General features: G+C 61.3%; 25 protein-coding genes and 1 pseudogene. 15 read left to right on the top strand and 11 right to left on the bottom strand.

The features are described 5' to 3' along the window. Positions 1–190: 190 nt before the first annotated feature. The 5 genes from AC0L2Z_RS30595 to AC0L2Z_RS30575 form a co-directional block, all read right to left on the bottom strand. A complete protein-coding gene (locus AC0L2Z_RS30595; RefSeq protein WP_473630118.1) occupies positions 191–1150 on the bottom strand; it encodes a DUF4167 domain-containing protein in 960 nt (319 codons plus the stop codon). 302 nt (positions 1151–1452) lie between these two features. Further along, positions 1453–2343, bottom strand: a complete 891-nt coding sequence (gene prmC, locus AC0L2Z_RS30590; protein WP_473630117.1) for a peptide chain release factor N(5)-glutamine methyltransferase — start codon at positions 2341–2343, stop codon at positions 1453–1455. Between the two features lie 140 nt (positions 2344–2483). Then, positions 2484–3563 (bottom strand): peptide chain release factor 1, encoded by a 1080-nt coding sequence (prfA, locus tag AC0L2Z_RS30585; RefSeq protein ID WP_473630116.1) that lies wholly within the window; start codon positions 3561–3563, stop codon positions 2484–2486. Positions 3564–3572: 9 nt separating this feature from the next. After that, positions 3573–5843 carry a phosphoenolpyruvate--protein phosphotransferase gene (gene ptsP, locus AC0L2Z_RS30580; protein ID WP_473630115.1) on the bottom strand — a complete coding sequence of 757 codons (2271 nt, stop codon included), beginning with the start codon at positions 5841–5843 and terminating at the stop codon, positions 3573–3575. 181 nt (positions 5844–6024) lie between these two features. After that, positions 6025–7278 carry an aspartate kinase gene (locus tag AC0L2Z_RS30575; protein ID WP_023797301.1) on the bottom strand — a complete coding sequence of 418 codons (1254 nt, stop codon included), beginning with the start codon at positions 7276–7278 and terminating at the stop codon, positions 6025–6027. Positions 7279–7636: 358 nt separating this feature from the next. Between AC0L2Z_RS30575 and ubiG the strand changes: the two genes are divergently transcribed. After that, positions 7637–8386: a bifunctional 2-polyprenyl-6-hydroxyphenol methylase/3-demethylubiquinol 3-O-methyltransferase UbiG gene (gene ubiG, locus AC0L2Z_RS30570; RefSeq protein WP_473630114.1), complete on the top strand. Its 750-nt coding sequence runs from the start codon at positions 7637–7639 to the stop codon at positions 8384–8386. 19 nt (positions 8387–8405) lie between these two features. Here ubiG and AC0L2Z_RS30565 read toward each other — a convergent pair whose 3' ends face one another. Then, positions 8406–9335: a DMT family transporter gene (locus tag AC0L2Z_RS30565; protein WP_287286337.1), complete on the bottom strand. Its 930-nt coding sequence runs from the start codon at positions 9333–9335 to the stop codon at positions 8406–8408. A gap of 88 nt (positions 9336–9423) precedes the next feature. On the opposite strand from AC0L2Z_RS30565, the gene AC0L2Z_RS30560 reads away from it, so the two are divergent. Together AC0L2Z_RS30560 and AC0L2Z_RS30555 are read left to right on the top strand one after the other, a co-directional pair. Then, positions 9424–9915, top strand: a complete 492-nt coding sequence (locus AC0L2Z_RS30560; protein WP_287245796.1) for a MarR family winged helix-turn-helix transcriptional regulator — start codon at positions 9424–9426, stop codon at positions 9913–9915. Continuing rightward, positions 9912–10178, top strand: coding sequence for an ankyrin repeat domain-containing protein (locus AC0L2Z_RS30555; protein ID WP_473482546.1), 267 nt, complete (start codon positions 9912–9914; stop codon positions 10176–10178). Before AC0L2Z_RS30560 ends, AC0L2Z_RS30555 begins: the two co-directional genes overlap by 4 nt. Positions 10179–10324: 146 nt before the next feature. Here AC0L2Z_RS30555 and AC0L2Z_RS30550 read toward each other — a convergent pair whose 3' ends face one another. The 4 genes and pseudogenes from AC0L2Z_RS30550 to AC0L2Z_RS30535 form a co-directional block, all read right to left on the bottom strand. Continuing rightward, the gene (locus tag AC0L2Z_RS30550; protein WP_473630113.1) at positions 10325–10750 is read right to left on the bottom strand and encodes a DUF1178 family protein; all 426 of its coding nucleotides are present in this window, start codon (positions 10748–10750) and stop codon (positions 10325–10327) included. Beyond that, positions 10747–11628, bottom strand: coding sequence for a carbon-nitrogen hydrolase family protein (locus AC0L2Z_RS30545; RefSeq protein WP_473630112.1), 882 nt, complete (start codon positions 11626–11628; stop codon positions 10747–10749). Before AC0L2Z_RS30545 ends, AC0L2Z_RS30550 begins: the two co-directional genes overlap by 4 nt. A gap of 10 nt (positions 11629–11638) precedes the next feature. Continuing rightward, complete coding sequence (gene grxC, locus AC0L2Z_RS30540) at positions 11639–11908, bottom strand: glutaredoxin 3 (RefSeq protein ID WP_027153348.1); 270 nt, start codon at positions 11906–11908, stop codon at positions 11639–11641. 27 nt (positions 11909–11935) lie between these two features. Beyond that, a pseudogene (locus AC0L2Z_RS30535) lies at positions 11936–12310 on the bottom strand (ComF family protein); the annotation flags it as partial. Between the two features lie 125 nt (positions 12311–12435). Between AC0L2Z_RS30535 and AC0L2Z_RS30530 the strand changes: the two are divergent. From AC0L2Z_RS30530 to AC0L2Z_RS30485, 10 genes are all read left to right on the top strand, one after another. Continuing rightward, positions 12436–13590: a tyrosine-type recombinase/integrase gene (locus AC0L2Z_RS30530; RefSeq protein ID WP_473630111.1), complete on the top strand. Its 1155-nt coding sequence runs from the start codon at positions 12436–12438 to the stop codon at positions 13588–13590. A gap of 193 nt (positions 13591–13783) precedes the next feature. Beyond that, positions 13784–13990, top strand: coding sequence for a helix-turn-helix transcriptional regulator (locus AC0L2Z_RS30525; RefSeq protein WP_473630110.1), 207 nt, complete (start codon positions 13784–13786; stop codon positions 13988–13990). A gap of 301 nt (positions 13991–14291) precedes the next feature. Further along, positions 14292–15584 (top strand): AAA family ATPase, encoded by a 1293-nt coding sequence (locus AC0L2Z_RS30520; RefSeq protein WP_473630109.1) that lies wholly within the window; start codon positions 14292–14294, stop codon positions 15582–15584. 175 nt (positions 15585–15759) lie between these two features. Next, positions 15760–15978: a hypothetical protein gene (locus tag AC0L2Z_RS30515; RefSeq protein WP_292223656.1), complete on the top strand. Its 219-nt coding sequence runs from the start codon at positions 15760–15762 to the stop codon at positions 15976–15978. Positions 15979–15987: 9 nt separating this feature from the next. Beyond that, entirely contained in the window at positions 15988–16122 is a 135-nt protein-coding gene (locus AC0L2Z_RS30510) for a hypothetical protein (protein WP_473630108.1), read from the top strand. Positions 16123–16245: 123 nt separating this feature from the next. Next, on the top strand, positions 16246–17385 hold the full coding sequence (locus AC0L2Z_RS30505; protein WP_473630107.1) for a hypothetical protein: 1140 nt from the start codon (positions 16246–16248) through the stop codon (positions 17383–17385). Positions 17386–17597: 212 nt separating this feature from the next. Beyond that, positions 17598–18116 carry a hypothetical protein gene (locus AC0L2Z_RS30500; RefSeq protein ID WP_473630106.1) on the top strand — a complete coding sequence of 173 codons (519 nt, stop codon included), beginning with the start codon at positions 17598–17600 and terminating at the stop codon, positions 18114–18116. 3 nt (positions 18117–18119) lie between these two features. Then, complete coding sequence (locus AC0L2Z_RS30495; protein WP_473630105.1) at positions 18120–18743, top strand: hypothetical protein; 624 nt, start codon at positions 18120–18122, stop codon at positions 18741–18743. Positions 18744–18913: 170 nt separating this feature from the next. Next, positions 18914–19432: an HK97 family phage prohead protease gene (locus tag AC0L2Z_RS30490; protein WP_473630104.1), complete on the top strand. Its 519-nt coding sequence runs from the start codon at positions 18914–18916 to the stop codon at positions 19430–19432. A gap of 114 nt (positions 19433–19546) precedes the next feature. Next, positions 19547–19888, top strand: a complete 342-nt coding sequence (locus tag AC0L2Z_RS30485) for a P27 family phage terminase small subunit (RefSeq protein WP_473630103.1) — start codon at positions 19547–19549, stop codon at positions 19886–19888. 362 nt (positions 19889–20250) lie between these two features. On the opposite strand, the gene AC0L2Z_RS30480 is transcribed toward AC0L2Z_RS30485, so the two are convergent. Then, positions 20251–21036 carry a hypothetical protein gene (locus tag AC0L2Z_RS30480; RefSeq protein WP_473630102.1) on the bottom strand — a complete coding sequence of 262 codons (786 nt, stop codon included), beginning with the start codon at positions 21034–21036 and terminating at the stop codon, positions 20251–20253. 125 nt (positions 21037–21161) lie between these two features. Here AC0L2Z_RS30480 and AC0L2Z_RS30475 point away from each other — a divergent pair, with 125 nt between their 5' ends. Together AC0L2Z_RS30475 and AC0L2Z_RS30470 are read left to right on the top strand one after the other, a co-directional pair. Next, positions 21162–21395 (top strand): hypothetical protein, encoded by a 234-nt coding sequence (locus AC0L2Z_RS30475; RefSeq protein ID WP_473630101.1) that lies wholly within the window; start codon positions 21162–21164, stop codon positions 21393–21395. After that, positions 21379–23853, top strand: coding sequence for a phage tail length tape measure family protein (locus tag AC0L2Z_RS30470; protein ID WP_473630100.1), 2475 nt, complete (start codon positions 21379–21381; stop codon positions 23851–23853). Before AC0L2Z_RS30475 ends, AC0L2Z_RS30470 begins: the two co-directional genes overlap by 17 nt. Positions 23854–23942 lie beyond the last annotated feature (89 nt).

Below are 23942 nucleotides of genomic sequence, written 5' to 3'. Positions count from 1 at the left end.
CACCGGATCAGATTGCGGTGACGGACCCGCCCGTTCGAGCCGGGTCCTGTTCACGCGAGATATGGGGCGCAATCCACGGACCCTCAAGACGTCCCGATAACGGCGGACTCATAATATTTCCCGGGGGGCGCACATACAAAAACGGCGGAGATTTCTCTCCGCCGTCCAGGAATGTCTGGGCTTTGCTCGATCAGTTGTTGACGTCGACGATGGTGGGCTCGCCACCGGCGTCTTCCGCCGGAGCAGCATTCACGTTACCGCCGCCAGCATTGTCGTTACCGCCATCCACCTGATCAGCCACCTGATCAGCATTGACGCGCGGACGGCGCGGACGCCTGGGGCGGCGGGCAGCGCCGCTTTCGGCGGCGGCTTCGTTCATCTCGGCCTGGGCAGCCAGAGCCGCTGGCGAAAAGCTTTCGAACTGCGGCGCGGGTTCGGCCACAGAAACAGGCTCGTTCGGAGACACAGCTTCCACCTGCACGGGGGTTTCGTTCTGAACCGGTCTCTCGTTGCGCCGGTTCTGATCACCGCGCTGTCCGCCCTGCTCGCCGCGCGCACCAAATTCGCCGCGCTGGCCGTTCTGGCCGTAGCCGCCATTGGGGCGACGGTCGCGATGGCGGTTGTCTCGCCCGCCGGCATCGCGCCCACTGGCATCACGCCCACTGGCATCACGATTGTCACGGCCGTTTTCCTGGTTGAACGTCAATTCGGCCGGCGTGCCGTCGATGACCGGCTGCGGGCCTGCACCGTGGTTGACCACCGGAGCCGCAGTCTCGCCGACATTGCTGTTGCCGGCATTGTCGAACTCGTCGCGATCTTCGTCGCCGTCATCGTCGAAATCGTCGCGGTTCTGCTGAGCGCTCTGGATCGGCAGCTGCGCCTGCGCGGCAGCGATGATGCGATTGTAGTGCTCGGCGTGCTGGAGATAGTTTTCCGCCATCACCCGGTCGCCGGAGCTTTGCGCGTCACGGGCAAGGGTTGCGTATTTTTCGGCAATCTGCTGAGCCGATCCGCGGATCTTCACGTCCGGACCGTTGCTCTCGTAATTGCGCGTCAGGGGATTTGGACCCTTGCGGTTGTTGTTATTGTTGTTGCCGCCGCCATTGTTGTTGCGACCGCGCATGCGCCTGTTCTGCTGTTGTGGCCTCATTCGACTCTCTTCATTTTGAAATTTTCGAAAACTTTTTCACGAACGGAGGCGCTCATGCAGCCAGCCGTTTCGTCTCTTCACCGGCGTTCGCCCGCATCGATTGCGTTGGCGCCACGTGTCATCCTGTTCCGGTTACATCACTTGCCGGACGATTCCCGCACGAAGCTTGGGCGTCGTTTGCGCAAGAAGGCAGCTATTTCCAAGGAAACCGAATCGCTAAGAGCACTGCCTGCTTCGTCTCATCCGGTTAAGCGACCCTAGCCGCATTCCCCGGCATTGCCAAGCGCTTTTTTTGCACTGCATCACGGCTTTGTCAGTTCAAAGATCAGAACCCTCTCGTTTCCGCCAAAGTCGCGGAATACCCCCGCCGGCATATAGCCGGCTGCGGAGAATATGCCCGTGACCTCTTTACGTTGGGTGTGGCCGATCTCGACCGCAATCCTGCCCTCGGCTTCCAAAAAACCTGCCGCCTCGGCGGCGATAATCCTGTAGGAACTCAGACCGTCCACGCCGCCATCGAGGGCTTGGCGCGGATCGAAATCGCGGACTTCGCCCTGCAGATTTTCGATGTCTATGGACGCTATATAGGGCGGGTTGGCGGCAATTACATGGTATCGGCCAAAAACTTTTTCGAACCAGTCGGATTTGAGCACCTGGAACCGATCGGCCAACCCCAATTCCCCGGCATTGCGCATGGCGGTCACCAGCGCGCCTTGCGAAATATCGACCCCGGTGGCGACCGCCGCCGGAACGGCGCTGAGCAGCGCCAGCGCGATGGCGCCGGTGCCGGTGCCGAGATCAAGGATGCGGCACTCGCCCTGCCGTCCCGCTGTCGCCTTCACGAAGGGCAGCACCGCTTCGACCAGCGTTTCGGTGTCCGGTCGCGGCTCCAGCGTTTCCGGTGACAGCGACAGGCGCAAGCCATAGAACTCGCGATGGCCGAGGATGCGATGCACCGGCTCACCGGCGACCCGCCGCCTCAAGGCTGCATCGATCGCGGCAATCGCGCCGGCGTCGACACCGCATTCGGGATCGGCGATGGCTTGTGTGCGGGTCGTACCGGAAAAATGTTCGACGATCAGCCTCGCATCCAGCGCCGGATCGGCGACTGCGGCCGCAGCAAGGCGTGCCCGCGCCGCTTTCAGCAGCAGCCCTAGTGTGGTGGATTTGAGGTTCCTGCTATTTGTTGGCATCAGCGTCCAGGGACCTCAAATCCACCACCTAGATACCAGCAATCTGCTGGTGTGATTTTGAATCCGAAATTCGTCATTGCGCTGCCCCAACGTGATACGAATTTCGAATTCAAAGCCACACCGGCCTACTGGGCAGAGTGTCAGCCATCGAGGCCGATATCGGCGAGCAGCTTCGACTGGTGATCGGCGATCAGCGCGTCGATGATCTCGTCGAGTTCGCCCATCATCACCCGGTCGAGCTTATAGAGCGTCAGATTGATGCGATGGTCGGTGACGCGGCCCTGCGGGAAATTATAGGTGCGGATGCGCTCCGAGCGATCGCCCGAACCGACCTGCGATTTGCGCGATTCGGAGCGTTCCTCGTCAGCCTTGCTGCGCTCGAGGTCGTAAAGCCTGGCGCGCAGGATCTGCATGGCTTTGGCCCGGTTCTGGTGCTGCGACTTCTCCGCCTGTACGACCATGATGCCGGTCGGCAGATGGGTGATGCGCACTGCCGAATCGGTGGTATTGACGTGCTGGCCGCCCGAACCCGAGGCGCGCATCGTATCGATGCGGATGTCTTCGGCCCTGATGTCGATGTCGACCTCTTCCGCTTCAGGCAGCACGGCAACCGTCGCCGCCGAGGTGTGGATGCGCCCGCCGGCCTCGGTCGCCGGCACGCGCTGCACACGATGCACACCGGACTCGAATTTCAGATGGGCAAAGACCCCCTTGCCCGAAATCGTGGCGATGATTTCCTTGTAGCCGCCGACCTCGCCCTCGCTGGCCGACGCCGTCTCGAAACGCCAGCCGCGTCCCGCGGCATAGCGTTCGTACATGCGAAACAGGTCGCCGGCAAAGAGAGCCGCCTCGTCGCCGCCGGTGCCGGCGCGGATTTCGAGGATGGCATTCTTGTCGTCGGCGGCATCCTTGGGCAGAAGCAGGATCTGGATGTCCTTCTGCAGCGCTTCGATGCGTTCCTTGACCTCCGGCAGATCGGCCTCGGCCAGTGCCCGCATTTCGGCATCGGTGCTTTTGTCGGCGAGCATCGCCTGCAGGTCGGCCTGTTCATGCTCGGCGGTGCGCAGCGCCCTGATCTTAGCCACCATCTCCTGCATGTCGGCATATTCCGACGCCATCTTGACATAGGCGTCCGCCGCCGGCCCGGCCGACATTTGCGCTTCGAGCATGTCGAAACGCTTGACGACTTGGTCCATGCGGTCGCGGGGCAGGTTGATCATGGCGAAAGTCTATAGCGGAATGGAGCGGTCGTCGGCAAAGGCCTGCAGCAGCGCCCGCATCGGCAACCCCTGGGCCGGCGCCATGAGATTGTCGTCGAAGAACGCTTCCAGCTCGGCCAGCGGCAGTTCCGTCAGCATCGCCTTGACCGGACCGATCGAGGCCGGCGACATCGAGATCGATCGGTAGCCAAGGCCGATCAGCGCCATCGCCGAGATCGGCTTGCCGGCCAGCTCGCCGCACAAGGTCACCGGGGTTTGATTGCGCACCCCGGCGTCGGCAATCTGCTTCAGCGCGCGCAGGAACGGCGTCGACAGCACATCGAAGCGGTCGGCCAGCTGCGTGTTGCCGCGATCGACCGCCATGACGAACTGGAACAGATCGTTCGAGCCGACCGAGACGAAATCGACGGCCTTCATCAGCTCATCGAGCTGGAACAGCAGCGAAGGCACTTCCAGCATGGCCCCGAGCTTCAGGCTGGTCGGCAGATGATGGGCAAAACGCGACAGATGCCGCACTTCGCGATCGACGATTTCGCGCGCCTGGGCGATCTCGCCGAGCTCCGTCACCATCGGCAGCATCAGCTTCAGTTCACGCCCGCCGCATGCCTTCAAAAGCGCTCGGATCTGGGTACGCAACAGGCCCGGCCGGTCGAGCGTCAGGCGGATGGCGCGCCAGCCGAGCGCCGGGTTCTCTTCCTGGATCGTGTCCTTGAAGTAGGGCAGCACCTTGTCGCCGCCGATATCGATGGTGCGGAATGTCACCGGCTTGCCGCGCGCCGCGTCGAGCACGTCACGGTAGAGTCGTTCCTGGGCTTCCGCCCGCGGAAAGGTCGAGGCGACCATGAACTGCAGCTCGGTGCGGAACAGGCCGATACCGGCGGCGCCGGCCTCGGCAAGCTGCGGCAGATCGACGGCCAGGCCCGCATTCATCAAAAGGTCGACCTGGACGCCGTCCTTGGTCATCGACGGCTTCTTGCGCAGCTCGCGATAGACCTCCTGCCGCCGCGCCCGGAAGCGGACCTTTTCGGCATAGGCGGCTTCGAGGTCCGGCTGGGGGCGCAGGTGGATGGCGCCTTCTTCGCCGTCGACAATGATGGCGTCGCCGTTTTCCGCCATGGAAACGGCGCCCTTCATCTGGCCCGCAACCGGTATGCCCATGGCCCGCGCCACGATAACGACGTGGCTGGTCGCTGCGCCGTCCTCCAGCACCAGCCCGCGCAGCTTGTCTCTGGGATAATCGAGCAGTTCGGCGGCCCCCATCGAGCGGGCGACGATGATGGCGTCCTTCGGCAGCGAGACCGCGACATCGTCCGGCCCGCGCCCCATCAGCTGGCGCAGCAGCCGGTTGGCGAGATCGTCGAAATCGCTCATCCGCTCGCGCAGATAAGGATCGGTCATGTGCAGCATGCGGGCACGCATGTCGCTCTGCACTTTTTCCACCGCCGCTTCCGCCGTCAGGCCGTTGCGTACCGCCTCTTCCAACCGGCGCACCCAGCCGCTGTCGTTGGCGAACATGCGATAGGCTTCGAGCACCTGGCGGTGCTCGCCCTCGAAGGCGACTTCGCGGCGTTCCAGCATGTCGTCGATGGAGAGCCGGAGCGAACCGAGCGACGCATCGAGCCGCTTGATCTCTTCATCGCTGTCCTCGTTGAACAGATTGGTGACGACGATGCGCGGCTCATGCAGCACGACATGGCCAAGTCCGACGCCCTCGTTGAAGGACAGGCCGGTAAAGCTCACCGGGCGGCGCAGATCGAGTTCGAGGCCGGGCCGGGTCAGCCGGGCAAGGTCGCCGGTGGCGATCATCTCGGCGATCACCATCGCCGTCGTTTCCAGCGCCTCGACTTCGTCGTCGCGATAGTGGCGCATGGTCTTGTTCTGGACGACCAGCACACCGAGCGTGCGCCCCGCCCTGAGCACCGGCACGCCGAGGAAGGAATTGTAGATCTCCTCCCCCGTCTCCGGCAGGTAGGCGAAGGCTGGATGTTCCTGCGCGTTGGAGAGATTGAGCGGCCGTGCCGAGGCCGCGATCGTGCCGACGAGGCCTTCCCCCAGCCTGAGCTGCGCCAAATGGACGGCCTTCGGATTCAGGCCCTCGGTGGCATAGAGTTCGAGCACCGAATCGGCGCGCAGCACGTAGAGCGAGCACACTTCAGCGACCATATTGGCGGCGATGTCGCGCACGATGCGGTCGAGCCGCTCCTGCGGCTCCAGCGGCTCCTGCATGAGCTCGCGGAGCCGTTTCAGCAAAACGCGCGGGCCACTGGCCGTATCACGCATCGCGGCTTGTTCTCCAATGGACATTATGCCCGCCGCAGTTTCTCCCGCGGCCGGCGCTCACGCAACAACTCAAATAGAGCGGCGTCGGTCCAATTGGACCCACAAAGGACGCTCCAAGACTTCGAACTGCTGCATCGTGCTTTCCGAAGATCGACCTCCGATTTCCGGACCGAGCAGTCTGCTACTGCTTATCCAGACCGTAGATGGAATGCAAAGTGCGAACAGCAAGTTCTGTGTAGGGACCGTCGATCAGGATCGAAATCTTGATCTCGGATGTCGTGATCGCACGGATGTTGATCGATTTGTCGGCCAGCGCCTTGAAGGCGGTGGCGGCGACGCCGGCATGGCTCCTCATGCCGATGCCGATGACCGAGACTTTCGACATGCCGGCTTCCGACTGCACGACGTCATAGCCGATCGTGGTCTTCAGCCGCTCGAGCACGGCAAGCGCCTTGTCGACATCGCCGGACGGCACGGTGAAGGTCATGTCGGTGAACTTGCCGTCCTCGGAAATGTTCTGGACGATCATGTCGACATTGATGTTGGCTTCGGCCAGCGGCCCGAAAATGCCGGCGGCGACGCCGGGCCGGTCACCGACACGGCGCAACGAAATCTGCGCTTCGTCCTTGGCGTAGGCAATTCCGGTGACGACCTGCTGTTCCACGATCTCTTCCTCGTCGCAAATAAGCGTTCCGGGCGGATTGAGCAAATCCCCCATTCCCGGCGCGTCGGGATCGTCGAACGACGACCGCACGAAAGTACGCACCCTATGCACCATGGCAAGCTCGACCGAGCGTACCTGCAGGACCTTGGCGCCGAGCGAGGCCATTTCAAGCATTTCCTCGAAGGAAATCTTGGCCAGCCGCCGCGCCTTCGGCTCGATGCGCGGGTCGGTGGTGTAGACCCCGTCGACGTCGGTGTAGATGTCGCAGCGGTCTGCCTTGACCGCCGCCGCGATGGCGACGGCACTGGTGTCGGAGCCGCCGCGGCCGAGCGTCGCGATTCGGTTGTCCGGGCCGATGCCCTGGAAGCCGGCGACCACCGCCACCTGGCCCTCGCCGAAGCGCTTGATCAGGAACGCGCCGTCGATGTCGAGAATGCGCGCCGCGCCATGCGCATTGTCGGTCTTGATCGGGATCTGCCAGCCTTGCCAGGAACGGGCATGGACGCCCATGTTCTGCAGCGCGATCGCCAGCAGGCCGGCAGTCACCTGCTCGCCGGAGGCAACGACGGCGTCATATTCGCGGGCATCGTGCATCGGCGAGGCTTCGCGCGTCCACTGCACGAGCTCGTTGGTCTTGCCGGCCATCGCCGAGACGACCACCGCGACCTCATGGCCGGCATCGACCTCGCGTTTGACATGGCGCGCCACATTGCGGATGCGGACGATGTCGGCGACGGAGGTTCCGCCGAATTTCATCACGATGCGCGCCATGGAAGCGAAATGCCTTTGACTGGGTGCCGAAACGGCGGCCGAAAAACGGAAACGGAGCGTCGGGCTGGGCCAGCCGCTGAATTTGCGGCCTCCTTAGCCAAATGCTTTGGGTTTCGCAAGGCGTGCCTCCGCTTGCCCCCCCTGCTTGCCCCCTTAGGCGACGAAGGCGACATACGAGCGCAACGCGCCTACCCGAACGCCTGTCGCAGAGGCGCAGCCGGCAACAGCCGAAATTTGCTGCCTTGACATTCGCCGGCTCTCGACCGACTTCCTAGCGCACCAGAGCGCGATCAGCAAAAGTGGTATCCGGTTTTGCGCCCGATCGCGCTCTGAATTTTTGAGTCTGCGGGAGACCACGATGCCAGAACCCCGACGATCGACGATCGATGCCGGAGAAGTGGAGCGTTTTTCCGCTCTTGCCGCCGAATGGTGGAATCCGAACGGCAAATTCCGCCCGCTGCACAAGTTCAATCCGATCCGGCTTGCCTATATACGCGACCAGGTGGCGGGGCGCTTCGGCCGCGACCCGCGCGCGGCGCGGCCGTTCGAGGGCCTGCGCATCCTCGACATCGGCTGCGGCGGCGGGCTGTTGTGCGAACCGATGGCGCGGCTTGGCGCCGAAGTGGTCGGCGCCGACGCATCCGCCACCAACATCGAAGTGGCCAGGCTGCATGCGGCGGAGGTCGGCGTGACGGTGGATTACCGTGCCACGACAGCAGAGGACCTGGCTGACGCCGGTGAGAAATTCGACGTCATCCTCAACATGGAAGTGGTCGAGCATGTTGCCGACATCGACCTGTTCGTGGCCAAATGCGGCGAGATGCTCAAGCCCGGCGGCATCATGGTCGTCGCCACCATCAACCGCACGCTGAAGGCGCTCGGTCTGGCCATTATCGGCGCCGAATATGTGCTGCGCTGGTTGCCGCGCGGCACCCACCAGTTCGGCAAGCTGGTGCGGCCAGACGAGTTGGAAAAGGCGCTTGCCGGCGCTGGCCTGACCATCATCGACCGCACCGGCGTCACCTACAATCCGCTCGCCGACCGCTGGCAGCGTTCGAAGGACATGGACGTCAACTACATGGTTCTGGCAGAGAAGGCACCCGCCTGAACTTTCTCACGACGCCTTCTCACGCCGCCACCTTCTCACCCGTCTGACTTTGCGTCTTCGGGGCGATCTGGCTTTGCGCCTTGGTGGTGATGAACACGCCGGCGACAATGATGGCAGCGCCGGCCCAGGTCAGCAATTGATAGTGCTCGCCGAGAAACATCGTCCCGGCAGACAATCCGACCGCCGCCGCGACATAGCCGATCTGGCTGAGATAGACCGGGCCGCCGACCGCCTGCAGCCGGAAGAAGAAAGCGAACATCGCCGCGGCTGATGCGACCTGCCCGACGACGACCAGCGGCGCGCCGGCGAGCAGGGCGAGCGAACCGCCGCCCTGCAGCGTGAAGATGCCGCAAACAAGCAGCGCGGCCGATGCCAGATGGCTGCCGACGGCAAGCTCGATCGGTCCGGTCCCTAGCGGCCAGTCGACCGTGCGGTAGATATTGCCGGCGGCAAGGCTGACCGGAATGAGCAGCCCCGCCGCCACCCAGAAAAATTCGGCCGGCTGGCCAGCCTCGCCGCGCGTCACCGCCACCATGACAGCACCAACGAAGCCGACGGCAATGCCGACGATACCAAGCAGATTGGGACGCCGGACGCCGAGCAGGATCGAAAACACCAGTGTGACCACCGGCGACAGCGTGAACATGATACCGGTGTAGCCGGCGCCGAGATGCGGAATGGTCGAGAACATCAACAGATTGGGAAAGGCGTAGGACACCGCTGCGGTGACGAAGAAATAGCGCAGCCTGTGCGGGGTGAGCCGGATGCGCTGCCCGCGCAGCAGCAGGACGCACAAAAGCACGCCGCCGGCGCCGAGCGAGATGACGAGGGCCCAGACCATGGCCGAAACACCGGCCGCCGTAGCGATCTTGCCGAACGGCAGCGTCAGGCCGAGCAGGCCGCCGGTGACGAGCAAAAGACCGAGCGCTGAATCCCAGAGAAATTTCATAACGAACCTTATTGTCCTTGCGGCTCTTTTGTCTTGAGGTAAGATAATGCAAACATTCTTAACGTCAAGATATTTAACGGTGAGATAGATGGATCGCGCCGCGAAGGCGATCGAGCAGTGGAAACGAGAGCGGCCGGATCTGGATGTTTCTCCGATGGCCGTGCTTGGACGGTTGAGCGAAGCCTCGTCGCTGATTGCACGAGAGCACCTCGCTCCGCTGTTTGCGCGTTTCGGGCTGCAATCCGGGGAATTCGATGTGCTGGCGACGCTGCGCCGTTCCGGATCACCTTACGCGCTGACGCCCACTGCCCTCTATGAGGCGACGATGGTGACGTCGGGCGCCATGACCAACCGGCTCGACCGGCTTGAGAAAACCGGATTGATCAAACGCGGGCCGCATCCCAACGACCGGCGCGGGGTTGTCGTGCAACTGACCGATAAAGGTCTGGCATTGGTCGATGAGGCTGTCGCCGCTCACGTCGCCAACGAACACGAGATACTTTCCGGGCTGACGCGCGCCGAACAGGACACACTCGCTGGCCTGCTTGAGAAGTTGATAGGGAGCGTCAGCCGGGGGTGAAGATCAGGCGGTTGGTGCCGATCCGTGCGACGTTTCCGCAGGAGGTCGCGATCCTCGACCTCCTGTTGTCGCAGGGCATCGATATCAACGCACAGGACAAGGCGGGGCAGACGGTTCTTCACATCGCAGCGCCCGATGCCATTGACGCCGCCTCGATCGAACTTCTTCTAAAACGCGGTGCCGAGAAGTCGCATGCGGGCAACGCCAGCTATGCGGCAGCCTTTGCCACCATGTCCGGATGTTGGCCGATCACCCGCACATAGGCGGCGGATTTTGCGACTGTCGCGAAAACCCCGATTAAAGCGACAGTTTCGCGCCCGATTCGCATAATCCGGTTTGCGACATGGTCCAAGGACCGCAACGGGTCGAAGCGGAATCCCGTCCCGGTACCAACCGTCACACCAGTCTATCAGTTACGATCCTCCGGGAATGCCGGCACCGGCATGAATTCGACGCCGTCCTCGGCCAGGCTCTTGGCCTCCTCCAGCGTCGCCTCGCCATAGATGCCGCGCGGATCGCTCTCGCCGAAATGGATCTTGCGCGCCTCCTCGGCAAACTTGTCGCCGACATAGTCGGCGTTCTCGCGCACCTTCTCGGCCATCGCCTTCAATTGCGCCAACGCCTGCTTCTGGGCCTCGCCCATGGCGAGCGCGATCTTTTCTCGGCTGCGCCCGGTGGAGACGGCCGGCGCCATCAACGCCTTCTCGACCTTGTGCGAGCCGCAGGTCGGGCAATCGACGAAGCCACGCTTATTCTGGGTGTCGAAATCGTCGTTGCTGCGAAACCAGCCTTCGAATTCATGCTCGTGGTCACAGATCAGTGAAAAGCGAATCAAGACGCCGCACCCCTGAGACTTTGCGCCTCGACCGGAGTGGCGTTCACGGCGAAGTCGCGTGAATTTTTCAGATTCGGGATCTTCTTGCGCGCGGCGGCCGACTGCGCCGGCTCGATCTCGGCGACGATCACCGCCGGTTCGTCATGTGACGCTTCGGCGACGATACGGCCCCAAGGATCGACGATCAGCGAATGGCCATAGGTCTCGCGGCCGTCCTCGTGCAGGCCGCCTTGCGCCGCGGCAACGACATAGGCGCCGTTCTCGATGGCGCGCGCCCGCAGCAGCACGTGCCAGTGCGCCTCGCCGGTCTGGCGGGTGAAAGCGGCGGGCACCGAAAGCAGGTCGGCGCCGGCCATCGCCTCGGCGCGGAACAGTTGCGGAAAGCGCAAATCGTAACAGACGGCGAAACCCAGCTTGGCCCCATCGATCCCAGCGCCGCTGATCTCGGTGATGACGGCCTCGGCGCCTGGTTCGTAGGCGGCGGATTCGCGCCAGCTTTCGCCATTGTCGAGGTCGACGTCGAACATGTGGATCTTGTCGTAGGTGGCAATGGTGGCGCCATCCGGCCCGAACAGAAGCGCGCGGTTGGCGAGCTTGCCGTCAGCGCGCAGGATGGCGGTCGAGCCGATATGCAGGAAGACGCCAAGGTCTTTAGCCAGCTTTCGCGCGGTCGAAGCGATGATGTCCTTGTCCTCGGACGTGAAGGCGGCGGCCCGCGCCTGGCTGTCGCGGATCAGCGCACCGGTCATTTCCGGTGACTGGATATAGGTCGCACCCTGGCCAGCGGCCTCGCGCACCAGCCTCTCCAGATCGACCGCGTTGCGCTCGGGGCTGGTACCCGATCGCATCTGGATCGCCGCCGCCTTGAAAGCACCCATCGTCATGTCCTCAATTCGTCGAGCCATTGGCGAGCAGACGGTCCAGCCGACCCTCTGCCTCCAGTTCATGGAGATCGTCACAGCCGCCGACATGTGTGTCGCCGATGAATATCTGCGGAAAGGTCGAACGGCCATTCGCGCGGGAAATCATTTCCCGGCGCAGTTCCGGCGAGAAGGAGGCGTCATGCTCGGTGTAGGCGACACCCTTGCGCTCGAGCAGCCGCTTGGCCGCCACGCAATAGCCGCACATCATCCGTGTATAGATCGTCACGTCGACCATCGGTCAGCAATCCTGCCTTTTCCCAATCTATATAGTCGCGGACTCGTCGGCCCGAAAGTCCCCCGGCAGCACGCGCGCAAAGGTCAGCACGTCGACGGTCCCGGCACCGCCCTTCTTCAGCGCCTTGGCGACGGCGCGGACAGTGGCGCCGGTGGTACAGACATCGTCGATCAGGAGCACCCGGCGGCCGGCGATCTCGATCTCGGCCTCCTCCGGCACTCTGAAGGCGGCACGCACATTTTCTTCGCGTTCCCGTCGCTCCAGCCCGACCTGCTGGCGGGTGAGTTTGACGCGCCTGACCGCGGAGGGCGCGAAAGGCAGGCCGCCAAGCTGCGATACCGCCCTTGCCAGTTCCGCCGACTGGTTGAACTGACGCCTGAAAAAGCGCCGCCAGTGCAGCGGCCAGAGTGCTATTGAAGTTATATGGTTTTTCTGCATAACACCTTGCTAGCACTTACCTTTTCGTTGACATAGTTATTATGGTTATCCATAGTGGCAACCGCTCTCGTTATGTTAGGCGGTATGGTATGGCCCGGCACAAGCTAACCGATTCAAAGGTCAAGGCACTCACCAAACCGGGCGTCTATGGCGATGGGGAAATGTTATATCTCCGCGTGCACCCTGCGGGAAGCAAGTCCTGGTTTTTCATATACCGCCGCAACGGTGTCCGGCGCGAATTGGGACTTGGCAGTTACGGCGGGCCGGTGACCGTCAACCTCGCAAATGCCAGGCGGAAGGCAGATGAATTCCGTACCATGCTCGCCGAAGATCGCGATCCATACGCCGAGCGCGCCACGCGAAAGGCTAGCCGGGCAACTTTTAGTGAAATCGCCGAGCGCTATATCGATGACGCCGGAGACTGGTCGGCGAAGACACAAGCCGAGTGGCGCCATCATCTTCTGGTGCATGCGGCCAAGCTCCGCAATGTGGCGGTCGACAACGTGAACACCGATCTCATTGAGGAAGTGCTCAAGCCGCTTTGGGCGACGAGGCCGGCAACAGGCCAGCGGGTACGCGGTAAGATCGAGAACGTACTTGACTACGCCAAAGCAAAGAAGTTGCGCAGCGGCGACAACCCGGCTCGCTGGACTGGCCACCTTGAACACGTACTATCCGAAGCTAGCCGGGTCACCGGCGCGAACCACGCCGCTATGCGGTACGCGGACGTGCCAGCATTCCTAAAAGAGCTTGGCGAGCGGACGGAAGAGAGATGCCTGCGGTTCACCGTCCTGACGGCAGTGCGAACAGGCGAGGCGCGCGAAGCGCACTGGGATGAAATCGACTTAGACAAGAAGCTGTGGACCATACCCGCCGCGCGGACGAAGATGGGTAAAGAGCATGTCGTGCCGCTTTCGGACGCCGCGATAGCCGTGCTGGGCGAACCTAAGGGCGGCTATGTGTTCGCCTCTGAGCGGTTGCGGGATCGGCGGCCGATTGGTCATAGTCGCATGCGCGAAGTCATGGCCGAGAAGCGGCCGGGGTTTACCGTGCACGGACTCCGTTCCGCTTTCAGGGACTGGGCTGGCGACATGACCGACCACCCGCGGGAAATCGCCGAAATGGCCTTGGCGCACAAGGTGGGCGACGCCACAGAACGCGCCTACAGGCGCGGATCCGCGCTGGAGAAGCGTCGCGAGTTGATGGCGGATTGGGCGGCATATTGTGCCAGCGGCACCAAGTAGCTATGCCAGAGTTGCTGATTTGGCCGCTAAAACTTATATAGGTGGCAGTAGAATGACGCGCAGACCTTTGGTCCGCCTGCAGGATGACCAGACCAGCATCCCGCCGCTCCCATGTGGACGGTGACGTAACCTCCCAGCTTTCAAATTTGCAGTTGAACCGCGTCCGGATTCTGTCGGGCTGCGAGGAGGAACCATGAATCACGCCAACAATAACTCGCCCACACTTGTGTCCTTGAATGACGCCGCGAAGATGACGTCTATGTCGCGCACAATGGTCAACAGGTACCGCGCCGAAGGCCGGTTTCCGATTGCCGTTTCACTCGGCGACCGCCGCGTGGCCTTTGTTCACTCAGAGGTCTCCGACTGGATAGCAGCGAAGATCGCGGCGAGGGCGGCCTAGCCACCAGCATAAAAACCCACCGCCGAACCAACGGCGGCCACCTTCCAAACGGGAACCACCCACTTGCAGATTCTATCAATTCAACCCGAGCCGCCTGGCTGCGGGAACGTCATCGCGCGCTTCGACATAGCGCTTACCGACGAGTTGCGCCTCTTCGGCCTGCGCCTCACCGAACGCGCAGTCGGTGGGCACGCCGTGTATTCCCCGAACGCTATGGGACGCCGCTGCGCAACCTTCTCGCCAAATCTCGTTGAAGAAATCGCCCGCGCTGCTCTGGCTGCGCTCAAGGAGCTAAAGCCGCATGACCGCAACGCAGCCTGAGCCTAAAGAGATTGATGTCAGGGCGGCCGAGGAATGGCAATCCGAGCACGGGGGGAGGCTCGCGATTGACCCGGACGGCGCTGCTTGCGTCTTCAATTACCCTAGTGGCGGGCGCTTCAACCTGAAATTCTCAACTAGATGGTTGGACGGGGTACAGCAGGCCATTCGCCATACTTTGACCGAGAGCAATCCAGTCGCCGACAACGACAACGACTTCCCATACTTTTGTCCTGCGCAGTGGCAGGACAAGCCAGTACCAACCCGCGAATGGTTTCTTGATGGCCTGATCCCTCGGCGGCAAGTGACGATCCTTAACGGCGATGGCGGTGTGGGCAAATCCCTCCTTGCCCTGCAAATAGCGGCCGCAAGTGCCATGGGGTGCGAAACGATTGGACTTCGCCCGATGGCCGGACGCGTCATGTATTTGGGCGCCGAGGATGAGGCTGACGAGTTCCACCGGCGGCTGGCCGCCATCACCTACGAGCATCATCGCCACCTGTCCGATCTGGCAGACTTTCGGCTTCTCCCCATGGCTGGCCGCGACGCCTTGCTCGCCGTTCCTGATAAGGCGGGAGTGATGCAGCCGACCGAAAATATGGTCAAGCTGGTTGAGCGACTTATCGAATTCCGCCCCGGCTTCCTGGTGCTGGATACGTCTGCAGACCTGTTCGGAGGCGACGAGATCAAGCGCAACCATGTCCGCCAATTCATCGGCCTGCTTCGCAAGCAGGCGATCGAATTGGATATGGCGGTGCTGTTGCTCTCACACCCTTCGGTGGCGGGCATGCAGACCGGCACTGGATCCTCGGGCAGCACGGCATGGAACAACAGCGCTCGATCGAGGCTGTATCTAACTACCCCAAGCGGAGACGGTGCAGACCCCGATGTTCGTATCCTCACCACAATGAAGGCCAACTACGGCAAGAAGGGTGGAGAGATACGAATGCGCTGGCAGGAAGGCGTGTTCGTGTTGGATGACGGCAAACCGTCTCCTGTCGCCTGGTTGATGAATGGTCGGGCCGACGACGCTTTCAAGAAGTTACTCTCGACCTTCAATCGGACTGGCCAGACGGTTTCTGACGTAACCGGCACGAACTATGCGCCCGCCAAGATGGCGAAACACACGGACGCCAACGGCGTTTCAAAGCGGCAGTTCGCGGACGCGATGCAGCGGCTTTTGGAGTCGGGAGAAGTCAAAATCGTTATCGAGGGTCCGGCTTCGCGACAGAGAAAGCGCCTCATCTTGGCTTCTGAAGATTACGGAGCGGCATGATACCACCGCAGCCTTCCACCGGGCTTCCACCGCCCTACCACCGCCTTCCACCAGCCTAGCCACCACCACCCCTTATACCCCGCTGGCGGTGGAAGCACCTACCGCCGGTGGAAACCGGCGGGCACTTCGACACACCTGAATAAGAAACGAGGAGAGAACATGAAAGCAATTCCCAATGACCGCATTTGCTATCGATTCATACGATGCCGAATTCGAGGCCTTCAAGACTGACGGCACGTCGACATGGAAGCCGTGCCAGGTAGTTGGAGCAACGATCAAGGCGGACGGCGAGCCGGCCTATGTGATTGAGACGACCGGTGGCCTGCAGTGTCTTCTCGTTGTCGATTACGTCCGCAAGCCAGAGCCGTACTTTCCGCGGAGGCGGTCAGCATAAGGAAGCAGCATGAACACAGCCCGCACCGTCACCATTGGCGCCGAAACGGTACAGGTACGCCGCATCAGTTGGGCCGAGTTTTATCGCCTGCGGCCAGACCTGAAGCCGGCGAATGACAATGAGCGGAAGGACAAGGCTGCATAGGGGGCACTCGATTCTTAAACGGAATCGAGTTTCACCGCACCCGCCTCATTCGCATTTTTTTGATTGTGTTTGATTTTTTTTGCCCGGCCTAGCCGGTTTCTCAAGATGGGATGACCACCCACAATGACCACTCCAGATAATGACAACGCAAGATTCCGCGGCGGCCTGCCGTCTCTGAAATGGCTGCACGGGAAAGCCCCAGAGGCGGCCAAGGCCGTTGCAGCCGAGATACGCAATGCGCGACGTCAGATGCACACGGATGCCGTGCCAAGCTTCCTTAACCCCATCAGCGCGACGCCGGACGACGTCGAGGTGCATGCCGTGCCGGATGAGGCAGTGACGTCCGAAACCATGGCAGAGACGGTGCAGGACGGCCCGGATGAAATCTGGCAGGAAGTGCTCCACGAGATGCGGCCAAGCGAACGCGATATCTGCAGGTCGCTCGGCTGGATTGAATGGCCCTATACCGGGCGCAGCGGGCCGCTAGGCTGGTCAATGCGCTGCCATTGCGGAATGCTAGTAGATACGGACGGACGCCACCTTCGCCCCACCTACGGCACGACGCGGGCGCATCTAGCGGGCATGGTGTTCGCAACGGGCAAAGGAGCCAGCAAGCAGCGCGACGGACTGCTGGTAAGTTACTACGATGCAAACGGAGAGGAGCAGCGGCCTACCTATATCGCCAGCAAGCCCCGCGGAGGCAAGCGGCCACACAGGACGAAAGCAGCGATTGCCGCCTACTTGGCCCTTCCCGCGGCCTCTGCCTCGCCACTGCGTGCGGAAGGCTATCAGCGCCCTATGTCCGCAGCGCCAGCGTTGATGCCGATGTTGACTCCGCAACTGCGGAAGGCGCCCGACGCGTGGGATAAGCATGGCCGCTATGGCGTGGCGGAGGCCAGGGCCGAACTCGCTGCTTTGGGTGTCGACGGCAGTGTGGCCTTTGACTTCCTGCCCTGGCCGGCAATGCGCCACCCTGAGACTGTTACGGCGAACGGTGCTCGATTCATAGCTGGCATAACCGGTGCTAAGCAGACGGCGGGCGTGCCGGCGCCTAACTGGCAAATCCCTGATGGCAAGCCGCTCTCGCCCATTCTCGAGGAAGTCGCCAGCCGCGGCACACTGACCGACATTGGCGAGGCGGTGCGCGATAAGTCAAAGCCTGTTCCCACACGGCTCGACAGGCTAGGAAAACGCGCATTGCTCGCCGAGGCGCAAGCTCTTGTCCCGGTAAACGACAACGCAAAAACAAAACTCGCGGCGTGAGTCCAAATCGGGCCGCGTGGGCGCGTATATATTGAAGACATTAGTTTGCGCTCGACGCCTCGTCACCGTCATGCGCAACCCGTCATTGTGGAAGTACCACAGACGGGACCAATTTGCCGCCTAACCGGCAATACCGCCGCCGCCTTCGGGCGTGCGGCTCTCTTTTTTAACCTCCAAATTGAATTTTGTGCAAAATTCCAAAGGGAACAATCGTGACCAGAACCAATGACGCCATCGCCGATATTGATCGGCGAATTGGCATTCCAAAGACGCGCGGTGTGACCGTTGCTCGCCGCCTGACCGAACATGGCCTGCTGCCTGCCGGCGCACCAGGCAAGGCGCCTGAACTCGATCGTGCTGACTTCGTCACGCTCCTGATCGGACTCGCGTCTGACGCGCCTCTTTCGCGGGTTGCCGAAGCCGTAGCAACTTACCGCGAACTAACGCCGGCAGGCACGCCAGTCGATGTACTGCCGGCCAGCCTACAGTATGCGGCCGGGAACTTCTTGGACGGCCTGGCGGACTATCCCGAGAACGCGCGCCATCTGCGCATCGAAGTCGTGTCCACGTGGCGCGAGATTGCCATCCACTACGCCGACGGTTCCACCCGCCGCTTCGTAGAGCCTGGCGCTGACGCGTCACGCTGGCAATCCAACGGCCATCGCCGATCGACTGTAATCAATGGCGCCGCTTTCGCGGGCGCAATCAACGATCTTTTCGGGGAGGAATGACCATTGCCCATCTTCAACAAAATTAAGCCACGGCCCGCCACAGACCCGCGTCCGCCTCGCATCGCGCCCAAAGCTGACGGCTACCGGGTGCCTTCACAGGCGGAATCGCTGCCCGAACTAGGTATTATAGTAGAAAAAGAAACCGGCATCAGCGATGCCGTCCGTGGAGATCGCGCCGAGCTCAAGCTCCTCGAACGGGAGTTGGCTGTCGATGACACGCCAGAGGTGCATCCTGACGTGGCAGCTTTGCTCGGCGACGCCCCCTCCACCAAGGCAATGAAGCGCAAGGCTATCGCCGAGACGCGCCATCGTCTTGCCGTTGGCGAGACCGCACTCGCAGAGATCCAGAAACGCCGCATGGCGCTGGGAACCAAAGCCAACAAGGCGGTATGCGACGCCGTAAGACCGGAAGTTGCCAAGCGCGTTGCAGCCGTCGTGACCGCCCTGAAGGCGGCTGACGTGGCACACGGCGAACTCAATGAACTGATCCTTGCCATCGAGGCAGAAGGTGTTTCTTGGGCGTCGCTCGGGCCAATCCGCCCGTTCTTCATGGGGGACCATCGCGACGCGCAACGGAAGGTCGCAACGTACCTAAAGGACGTAAGGGATGCTGGCTATGCACAGTGAGAGCTTGACTGAAACCCGAGTTGAGCATGCGACCGAAGGCGGCAAGCGACGTCCAATCCGCCGCATGGTTCGCCTGCCGGGTGCCAAGCAGCATGCCGGTAGCGACGAGAGCGCAGCGCTGATCTCGAAGCGAATCCAGTTGGCCAAAATGGAGCGGCGAGTAAGGCGGGATGGCTGAGCTTATTTCTGGATACGCGGTCGTCTTCAACAGCGAAACCACCATCGGCAATTTGTTCCGCGAGAAGATCGCTCCCGGAGCTTTCGACAAGAGCCTCCAAAGCAGACCAGACATCCTGGCGCTGTGGAATCATAATTATGATCGGCCGCTTGGCCGAACAGCGGCCGGCACGCTGGATCTGCGTTCTGATCGCATTGGTTTATGGTTCGGGCTTAACCCTGACGAGACGACCCCTGATGGTATCACGGCGATCGGAACAGTGGGCCGTCAAGACGTTAAAGGCTGCAGCTTCGGCTTCACCGTGACTCGAGAGACGTGGGACGAAGGCGACTATGAGCAGTTGCCATTGCGTATCGTTGAGGAGGCCACACTCTGGGAGGTCACGTTGACACCCATGCCAGCCTACCCCGAGACATCTGCTTCGCTATCCCGCGCATCCACCAATGCCACAGCGGCCGCGGAACGTATCAGGCGCAGGGAAGCGGCACACCGACTGCGAGGCATCAGATAGGCCACCCCAAGGGGGTCATGATGGGCTTGCCGCGGCCCATCCCGCTGACCGCGCGGCAACCAGTTTACGCGCTGCCGACTCCCCGGTTGAATCAAGAATCTGAATAGGTGAAACATGGCCGAAAAGGCTCAAAAGCCGCCTGCGCACTTGTCGCTAGCGGCGAAGAAATGGTTTCGATCTGTCATCCAGAATTTCGATTTAGAAGATCACGACATGAATCTTCTGGTCTTAGCCTGCGAGGCGCTGGACCGTGGAGAGCAAGCGCGGCAACGGCTTGCCGTTGAGGGCGTCGTTTTTACCGACCGCTTCGGCTGTCCGCGTGCTCACCCATGCGTTGCGATCGAAAGGGATTCGCGCCTCGCCTATGCGCGTCTGTTGCGAGAGCTTTGCCTTAACGACGACGGCGGCAACGAAGCCCCCAGACCACCTGCTCTAGCCGATAATCGGGGCTATTAATGCCAAGAAAATTGCGAAAATCGAAGCGAAAGCAGACCGTTTCGGATGCTTGGATTACCTGGGCCTGCGGCGGCGCGCTCCCTCCCGAGCCGGATCCTCGCCACGACGACTTTCTTGGGTTCAAATACTTCTCAAGCGACGAGGAGTTACGCGAGTGTTGGCGTCAAGATGGCGAGCGCGCAATCCGAGAATGGTTGAAGACTAACCCAGCGGGCACGCGGCCCGCCAACTTTTGGACCTATGCACTGCCCTATGCGGGGGAGCGACGGCATGGCGCGCAGCTAGCGTCACCATTCTTTGAAGACGAGACCGAGGCGGAATACCTACAGCGGCATGGGTTGCTGCTGAAGGGTGAGCGGTTACTACCCTGCGCGCCTTCTCAGTGTGGTCACTAATCTGTCGCGCAACTCGTCAAATATTCCCAGGTTGCCTAGCGCGCTGATTTGCTCCTCGGTGCGAATAACCGGACTCGGAATCGTTTCGGATTTGCGCCTCGCGTATTCATACAGAGATGCAGACCGAGCGTAGATTTCGGCAGCATCTAGGATGTATTCTTCCAAATTTGCTGACGCTACGATCATTTCCCTTGGGCGCCTTTCGGGGGCAATCGAGCTTATCCTTGATCTCTGAATCTGTATTTTGGTCAAGATTGCTGCCAACGTTTCTCTGTCGGCTGGAGGTGACACCTCGGTCATTTCCTTGAATGCCTGAATTGCTTCGGCGGGGAGAGTAGGGAATTCTTCAATTTTGACTGATCGTGGGAGCGCCCCGTCGACACACTTGTCTAACAGCCCTCTTAGCATGGTGGCGCACTCTTCGGCGTATTCGGACAGGAGGCTTAACGACATAGGCAAAGTCGCGCGCGCTGCCGCTCGGCGGCTTGCCAATCTTTCCGCCTCAGCGCGGGCCTCTTGCGTCATTTGCATGTTGATGGCGCGCACACCCCACCAAGCGCCGGCGAGTGCCAGTAAGCCCGTAATCAGGGTTTGATAATCGTAGAACCAACTCCAATAGAAATAGGACGAGGCCGTGCAGGCACCGTACTGCGCGACAGGCGCGCACGCATTGCGGAACGCTTGCCAAACTGCACTAATCACCACGAAAAGAGCGGCAGTTAAAATAACCGCCCTCGAAATTTTGTTTAACACCTGGCCCGCCCCTCAAAACTATTCCGAAAGCAGGTCGCCGTCGGCAATCACCCTTAGAACTAGCTGATTCATCTGTGCCGGGTGCGCAAATCGCGCGGCTATGCACGCTTTTCACAGGATCCCAAATGACCAAGCCTACCCAACGCGCCTCGGCGCGACCGAACAGCCGTGCTCGCAAGCAGGCCAAGCCGACCGCTGGCTCTATCCAGGCCTCTCTCGCGATAAACGCCTTGGCCCGCGGACTCCTCGATGAGGTATCTGCACCCGATATCGCCGCGGCGCTTGCCGTAGCCGCAGTGGTTTTCAGCGGCGGGACAGTCAGCATCGAGCAAGGTGGCGCTGATGGCCGCGACCACTGAAGACCTCGCGCGGCTTGTAGTTCAGATTGAATTGTCGCAGGCAAAGGTCGAGAAGCAGGCAGCGGCTATTGCCAAGAGCGCAGAGCGCGCAGCCAGCAAGATTGACGGCGACTTTGCGCGCGCTAATGACAACGTTGCGAAGAGCTTTCAACGGGGCGGCAAGGCCGCAGTAGACACGACTAGGCGCACAGGCGCAGCCGTTTCGCAGTTGTCATTCCAGCTTAATGACATTGCCATGGGCCTGGCTAGCGGCACGTCTCCGTTCACTATTATGGTGCAGCAGGGCAGCCAAGTTACGCAGGCCCTTGGCATGGCTGGGGGCGGCGCTGGGGGCGCGGTTAGGGCGCTTGGTGGCGCCTTTGCGTCCATGGTCAATCCTGTATCGCTGGCGACCTTTGCTATCATCGGATTGGGCGGCGCAGCCGTTCAGTATTTCGTGCAGATGCTGTCCGATAGCGAGGCTTCTGAGAAGACGCTTAAGGAGCAGGCGGAACTTATCGGCAAGGTTGCTGATAAATGGGGCGACGCACTCCCCGCGCTGAAAGCTTATAACGATGAGCGCAAGAAGCTCGCAGACGAGCAGGACATCAAGGGCGCGATCGACGCCGCTGTGGCTGGCGAGTACGAGCCACTGCGAGCAAAAATAAAAGACATCAACGTCGAGTTGGTCGATCTGCTGGCTAAGCTACAGGCAAGCGGCCAGTTAGACGGGAACGTCCTGAAACTGCAGACCGCGTTTGCTGGGATGTCGGCAGACGTCGATAAGGGCGTTTCAGCCGTCGAACACATGAAAGATGTGCAATCGGCGCTAACGCAGCTTTACAAGACGACGCATATCCAGACCGCCAAAGATATGGCGGACGCGATCGGCCACATGGCCGATGAATTCGAGCGGGCCGCGAAGGCCGGTCAACAGCTTCGGGCTGACGACGCACTTCGTGAGTTTTACAAGCAATCGCCACTCGGCACGCTGTCGCCGCTAACCAGCGGTGGCGGAAACTTCCTAAATCCGCAGCAGCAACTAGACTTCGATGCGAGCCAAACCAAGTCGCAGTTCGAAATTCAGTTGGACAAGGCTGGCGGCGCGATTGAGAGTTTTGTTGATCGAGTAGTCAGCGCCGAGAGCGGCGGAAACAACAGCGCCAAGAATCCAAATTCTTCCGCAACTGGCGCCGGACAGTTCATCGAGTCTACCTGGCTGGATCTGTTCAAGCGATACTTCCCTGATCGCGCCGAGGGCATGACTCGTGGCGCTATCTTGGCACTCCGCAAGGACGGCAACGTCAGCCGCTCACTGATTGAGGCTTACGCGCGCGAGAATGCCGCGGTGTTGCAGGCGGCCGGCGTACACGTTGATGAAGCCGCGCTGCAGTTGGCGCACTTCCTTGGTGCGGGCGACGCTGCGAAGGTGCTTTCGGCTGCTAGCGGCACTCCGCTTGCCGGTCTGATCTCGGCTGCGTCGATCAAGGCCAACCCGACCATCTTGGGCGGCGGTGCCACGGTCAATGACGCCATTTCGTATGCGCAGAATCGCGCGAACGCACCGACATCCGGAGGCCGTGGCAAGCCAAAGATGACGCCAGAAGGCGTCTTTGCTGGCGACATCAACGACATCCAGGCGCGTATCGACCTGCTAAATGCGGAGTTTGAAGCTCAGTCAAAGCTGAATCCCGCAGTTAATGACTACGGCTTCGCCGTCGAAAAAGCGGCGATAAAGCAGAAGTTGCTGAATGAAGCCAAAAAGGCCGGCGTAGTCGTCACGCCTGAGTTGGCCGCCAAGATCGACGCGCTCGCAGAGAACTATGCGAAGGCGGCTACGGCCGGCGACCAACTAAAAGCAAGCCAGGAGCAACTGTCCACAACGCTTCAGGAGTCTTCGGCCTTCGGCAAGGACGTTATTGGCGGCTTTATATCCGATATGAAGGACGGCAAGAGCGCCACTGAGGCGCTGTCTAATGCGCTAAACAAGGTTGCAGATAAGCTACTAGAGATAGGTCTAAATGCGCTGTTCGATGGCATGGGTACGCCAGGCGGCGGCGGAGGTCTTTTAGGTGGTCTGTTTAGCTTCCTGTTTGCAAAGGACGGTGGCGTCTACGCTGGCGGCAAAAAGCAGCCACTGAAGACGTTTGCTCGAGGCGGCGTGTCTAAATCGGCAGCCATCTTCGGCGAGGCCGGGCCAGAGGCCGCGGTTCCGCTTCCGGACGGGCGCAGGATCCCCGTCGACCTTCGTGGGCCGACCGTTGGGGGCAACAGCGGTGGCGCCGGCAACATGCACATCACCGTCGGCGTTTCGGCTGACAGTGTTGGCAATCTGACGCCGTTTGTTGAGTCGGTTTCGCAGGACACCGTCCGGAAGGCGTCTCCAGGCATTGTGCAGGCTTCTGTCACACGAGGGCAGAAGGAAACCAAGAAGAACATGTCGGGCTATATCGCATCGGCACAATCGCGGCAGATGTAAAAGGAACCCAATGCACGACCCAGACCCAGAACCAGAAGACGAAACCGACGACGCCGGCACACCATTTGATGATGGCAGCACATTCGATG

It is taken from the genome of Mesorhizobium sp. WSM4850 (assembly GCF_055811735.1).
The sequence above is the reverse complement of the archived record's forward strand: the minus strand, read 5'-3'. Positions and strand labels throughout refer to the sequence as shown.

Bases quoted from the DNA above. Each gene is read 5' to 3' on its own strand.
- AC0L2Z_RS30595 (WP_473630118.1), bottom strand. From the start codon at position 1,150: ATGAGGCCACAACAGCAGAACAGGCGCATGCGCGGTCGCAACAACAAT.
- prmC (WP_473630117.1), bottom strand. From the start codon at position 2,343: ATGCCAACAAATAGCAGGAACCTCAAATCCACCACACTAGGGCTGCTG.
- prfA (WP_473630116.1), bottom strand. From the start codon at position 3,563: ATGATCAACCTGCCCCGCGACCGCATGGACCAAGTCGTCAAGCGTTTC.
- ptsP (WP_473630115.1), bottom strand. From the start codon at position 5,843: ATGCGTGATACGGCCAGTGGCCCGCGCGTTTTGCTGAAACGGCTCCGC.
- AC0L2Z_RS30575 (WP_023797301.1), bottom strand. From the start codon at position 7,278: ATGGCGCGCATCGTGATGAAATTCGGCGGAACCTCCGTCGCCGACATC.
- ubiG (WP_473630114.1), top strand. From the start codon at position 7,637: ATGCCAGAACCCCGACGATCGACGATCGATGCCGGAGAAGTGGAGCGT.
- AC0L2Z_RS30565 (WP_287286337.1), bottom strand. From the start codon at position 9,335: ATGAAATTTCTCTGGGATTCAGCGCTCGGTCTTTTGCTCGTCACCGGC.
- AC0L2Z_RS30560 (WP_287245796.1), top strand. From the start codon at position 9,424: ATGGATCGCGCCGCGAAGGCGATCGAGCAGTGGAAACGAGAGCGGCCG.
- AC0L2Z_RS30545 (WP_473630112.1), bottom strand. From the start codon at position 11,628: ATGGGTGCTTTCAAGGCGGCGGCGATCCAGATGCGATCGGGTACCAGC.
- grxC (WP_027153348.1), bottom strand. From the start codon at position 11,908: ATGGTCGACGTGACGATCTATACACGGATGATGTGCGGCTATTGCGTG.
- AC0L2Z_RS30530 (WP_473630111.1), top strand. From the start codon at position 12,436: ATGGCCCGGCACAAGCTAACCGATTCAAAGGTCAAGGCACTCACCAAA.
- AC0L2Z_RS30525 (WP_473630110.1), top strand. From the start codon at position 13,784: ATGAATCACGCCAACAATAACTCGCCCACACTTGTGTCCTTGAATGAC.
- AC0L2Z_RS30520 (WP_473630109.1), top strand. From the start codon at position 14,292: ATGACCGCAACGCAGCCTGAGCCTAAAGAGATTGATGTCAGGGCGGCC.
- AC0L2Z_RS30515 (WP_292223656.1), top strand. From the start codon at position 15,760: ATGACCGCATTTGCTATCGATTCATACGATGCCGAATTCGAGGCCTTC.
- AC0L2Z_RS30510 (WP_473630108.1), top strand. From the start codon at position 15,988: ATGAACACAGCCCGCACCGTCACCATTGGCGCCGAAACGGTACAGGTA.
- AC0L2Z_RS30505 (WP_473630107.1), top strand. From the start codon at position 16,246: ATGACCACTCCAGATAATGACAACGCAAGATTCCGCGGCGGCCTGCCG.
- AC0L2Z_RS30490 (WP_473630104.1), top strand. From the start codon at position 18,914: ATGGCTGAGCTTATTTCTGGATACGCGGTCGTCTTCAACAGCGAAACC.
- AC0L2Z_RS30485 (WP_473630103.1), top strand. From the start codon at position 19,547: ATGGCCGAAAAGGCTCAAAAGCCGCCTGCGCACTTGTCGCTAGCGGCG.
- AC0L2Z_RS30475 (WP_473630101.1), top strand. From the start codon at position 21,162: ATGACCAAGCCTACCCAACGCGCCTCGGCGCGACCGAACAGCCGTGCT.
- AC0L2Z_RS30470 (WP_473630100.1), top strand. From the start codon at position 21,379: ATGGCCGCGACCACTGAAGACCTCGCGCGGCTTGTAGTTCAGATTGAA.